Genomic DNA, 3435 nt, shown 5'->3' on the forward strand with positions numbered 1-3435 from the left:
CGGTTGACGGTGTGCAGGTAGGGGATGGCGAGGAACGGGGTGATGTAGAAGATGTCGTAGAGCCACCAGCCGACGACGGGGAATACGACGCCGGCGTAGCGCACGTCGGCGAACATGGTCATGTTGAACACGTAGGCGGACCAGATCACCACGCCCATCCAGCAGGTAACCACCATCCACTGGTGACCCCACCGCTTCATCTGGAGAAACCCGATCGCCGCGGCCACCCGCATGGAGAACACCGTGAGGATCAACCCGGCGACATAGGCCTTCTCGCCGGGCCCCGCGGCGCCGCCGACCCAGAGCTCGTTGTAATGCCAGAAGTAGCCCGCGTCGAACATGTTGCCCCAGCCGACCATCAGCACCCGGTTGATCAAGGTGTGGTTGGCGACCAGGTCGAGGGCCCAGCCGAGACTGTTGAGCATCCCGTCGATCAGGACCAGATACCCGATCAGCGTCACGATCATGGGCCGGACCGACAAGCCGGCGCGCAGCGCCTGGCGCTGCAGCCATACGCCGCGCATGAAGATGGGGAATCCGATCAAACCCGGCGCCCACATGCCCATCAAGGCGGCGCCGACGATCATCCACTTGTCCGCGCGGCGCTGCGCGTGGCGGGACGCGTCGTGGTGATCGTCCAGGCTGACCGTGACAGCCGGTTGGGCGACAACAGGTTTCACAAGTTCCACCACCCGCGGGCGAAGGACATGTAGAGCTGGATGCCGAACATTGCCAGCAAATAGCCGTAGATGAACAGCTGGAAGACAATCAGCGCCCTCTTGCGCTTCCTCTCCTGTTGGTCCATGCCGTCAGCTCCTCTCCTAAGGGCGTGCACTCGGGGCGTCGGTGGTGGCCAGGCTGGCCACCGCGACTTCACGTAGGCCGTCGGTGACCGCGCCATCGAGACTCAGCGGCGCGAGGATGCAGGCCTCCGCCGCATCCAATTCGCTTGCCCCGGCGGCGATCAGGTGCGCGGCGGTGACCAGCACCCTGGTCGAAGGCGGCTCGAAGTGGAAGGCGTCGTCGGCGGTGCGGATCGCAACAGCGCACCCGACCAGTCGACGCGCGGCGGCGATGGGGATTCCGGCTTCGGCGACGATCACCTCGGCTTCGCGCTCGGGCGGCAGGTAGCTCATCGCGAGTGTGACGAATCGCTGCCGGAAGGACGGCTTCAGCTCCTTCAGCGAGCTGCGATACGCCGGGTTGTACGAACACACCAGCATGAAGGTGTCCGGCGCCGTCACGACCTCACCCGCCCGATCCAGGTACAGCGATCGCCGGTGATCGGTGAGCGAATGCAGGATGGCCAGCGAATCGTGGCGAGCTTCGACGACTTCGTCGAGATAGCAGATCGCGCCGGCCTTGACGGCCCGGGTCAGCGGGCCATCGGTCCAGACCACGTCGCCGCCGGTCACCATGAAGCGGCCGACGAGATCGGAGCTGGTGAGATCGTCGTGGCAACTGATGGTGACGACGGGCCGCTGCAAGAGCAGGCCCATGTGTTCGACGAAACGCGTCTTGCCGCATCCGGTTGGGCCCGTGAGCATCACCGGCAGGCGCTGGCGGTAGGCCCGCTCGAACAGCTGGACTTCGTTGCCGTGTGCGAAATAGGTATCGGTGGCGGCACTCATGCGGCCACCAGTTCGCGATGGACATGAGCCAACACCCGAGGAAGCTCCTCTACGCGTCGGATCCGTTGGGACCGTCGCGGCCCGAACACCTCCGGTAGGGGATCGACACGCGTCGGGCCCACGCCGACGTAGTACATCGACACCCCCGCATCGTTGCCCTCCTCGACGGCGTGCGCGGCATCCGCCCAGGCGTAGCGCCCCTCGTAGCCTTCATCGGAGAGCAGACCGTCGCCGATGACGATCAGCAGCCGCCGTTCGGATGCCTGCGCGAGCAGCCGGCTGGTCAAATGGCGCAGTGGCGCACCGAGCCTGGTGTACCCCCGGGTGGACAGGCCGAGCCCGCTGGGAGCCACCAGCCGCCGCTCCTCGAAGCCCTTCAGGCAGTGGACTTCGACGCGATGGCGGGTATTGCCGGTGAAAGCGAAGATGCCGTGGCGCTCTCGCGCCAGGGTCATCGCGCGCGAAAGCGCGTCGGCGCAAGCCAGTTCGAGTTGAAAGATTCGCCCGCCGTGCACCCCCAGCGACGAACTGCCGTCGAGCAGCACCGCCGTGGTGACGTCGCGGCCGACGGGCAGCAACTCGCGGAAGATCCTCGGTTCCTTGGCCTCGCCGGTGGTCAGGTCGATGTAGTGGCTGACGTATTGGTCGACGTCGAGGTCGGCGCCGTCTTCGAGGCGGTTCGCCATCCCCCGATGGGTGTGTTCTTCGAACCACTTGCGGACGTCGACGGCCACCGCCGCCGGACCGCCTGCGCGCCGGGCATCCGCACGCTCGATCACCGCGACGTGGTCGCGCACGAACCGCTGGGTCCACATGTTCCATTCCGGGTAGGGGATCCCGGGCCGATGCTCCGGGGTCACGTCGAGATCGTTGTCCTGCGGCCGGCTCGGCGGCGGCAGATTGGGATTACGGACACCGCCGTCGCCGCCGACGGGAACCGAGTACGGTCGCGGCAGTCGGTTTTGCGTTGTCGTCCAGGGCATCCTGCCAAAGCTGCGCCGCAACCTGTCGGCCAAGCCTCGCGGCGCCGTGAAGGCCAGCGGCAACGTGCCCAGCAGCGGATGGACCGCCAATGTCTGACCCGTGGCGGCCAACGCGATCGCCCGGTTGAGCATTTCCAGGGCGCTCATGTCGCCCGATTCGGTGTGGAGGTCCGGCAGCAGTCGTCGCGCATCGGGGAGCAGGCCCGGCCAGCGCGAGGCCATCCAGCCGAGGGCGACACCGGCTTCGACAACGCTGAGAGCGCGCACTTCGCGAGTAGACAACTCGTTCAACCGATATTGGGTGATTCGTTCTTTGGACGGTGAACATTGCAGGGCCACACCGCACGTCAGGGCTCTGCGAGTCCAATCGCACAGTGGTGGGTAGGGGACGTGAACGAACGTCAGCGCCGCGTTCAACCCGAAGCGGCGCCGGTCACCCGTGACGAGCCGCACGCCCTCGCGACGTCGTTCGCTCAGCGCGACGGCTGTCACCGAGCAACTCCGCTCCAGTGACATTGCGTGGGAGTCTTCAGGCATCAGCCGAATCCCATGCGTCCCGGCGGTCCACTCCAGCGCTCAAAACGTGCCGATGTTGGAGAAGAGCCAATACCAGAACCAGATGATCAGTCCGGTGCCGCCCCACGCCGCGACGTAGCGAAGGATCTCCCACACATAAGCCACGTTTGGACCTCCTCAGTGACGTAAGGACATTCGGCTCGCGCATCTCAGTCGGAGAAGAGCTCGCGGTTGACGGTGTGCAGGTAGGGGATGGCGAGGAACGGGGTGATGTAGAAGATGTCGTAGAGCCACCAGCCGACGAC

General features: G+C 65.9%; 4 protein-coding genes. All 4 read right to left on the bottom strand.

Annotated elements, in window-relative coordinates; genetic code table 11:
- Positions 1-680 (bottom strand): hypothetical protein (locus A5691_RS15595; protein WP_067887106.1); only part of this gene is annotated, 680 nt, incomplete at its 3' end.
- Entirely contained in the window at positions 677-805 is a 129-nt protein-coding gene (locus A5691_RS28945; RefSeq protein ID WP_255369178.1) for a hypothetical protein, read from the bottom strand. The genes A5691_RS15595 and A5691_RS28945, both read right to left, overlap by 4 nt.
- A 16-nt stretch (positions 806-821) precedes the next feature.
- Positions 822-1631 carry a CbbQ/NirQ/NorQ/GpvN family protein gene (locus A5691_RS15600; RefSeq protein WP_067760874.1) on the bottom strand — a complete coding sequence of 270 codons (810 nt, stop codon included), beginning with the start codon at positions 1629-1631 and terminating at the stop codon, positions 822-824.
- Complete coding sequence (locus A5691_RS15605; protein WP_067887104.1) at positions 1628-3151, bottom strand: nitric oxide reductase activation protein NorD; 1524 nt, start codon at positions 3149-3151, stop codon at positions 1628-1630. Before A5691_RS15605 ends, A5691_RS15600 begins: the two co-directional genes overlap by 4 nt.
- Positions 3152-3435: the final 284 nt, after the last annotated feature.

It is taken from the genome of Mycobacterium sp. E183 (genome assembly GCF_001667735.1).
Classification (GTDB): domain Bacteria; phylum Actinomycetota; class Actinomycetes; order Mycobacteriales; family Mycobacteriaceae; genus Mycobacterium.

Excerpts from the sequence above, each read along its gene's own strand:
- A5691_RS15605 (WP_067887104.1), bottom strand. The coding sequence starts at position 3,151 with ATGCCTGAAGACTCCCACGCAATGTCACTGGAGCGGAGTTGCTCGGTG.
- A5691_RS15600 (WP_067760874.1), bottom strand. The coding sequence starts at position 1,631 with ATGAGTGCCGCCACCGATACCTATTTCGCACACGGCAACGAAGTCCAG.
- A5691_RS28945 (WP_255369178.1), bottom strand. The coding sequence starts at position 805 with ATGGACCAACAGGAGAGGAAGCGCAAGAGGGCGCTGATTGTCTTCCAG.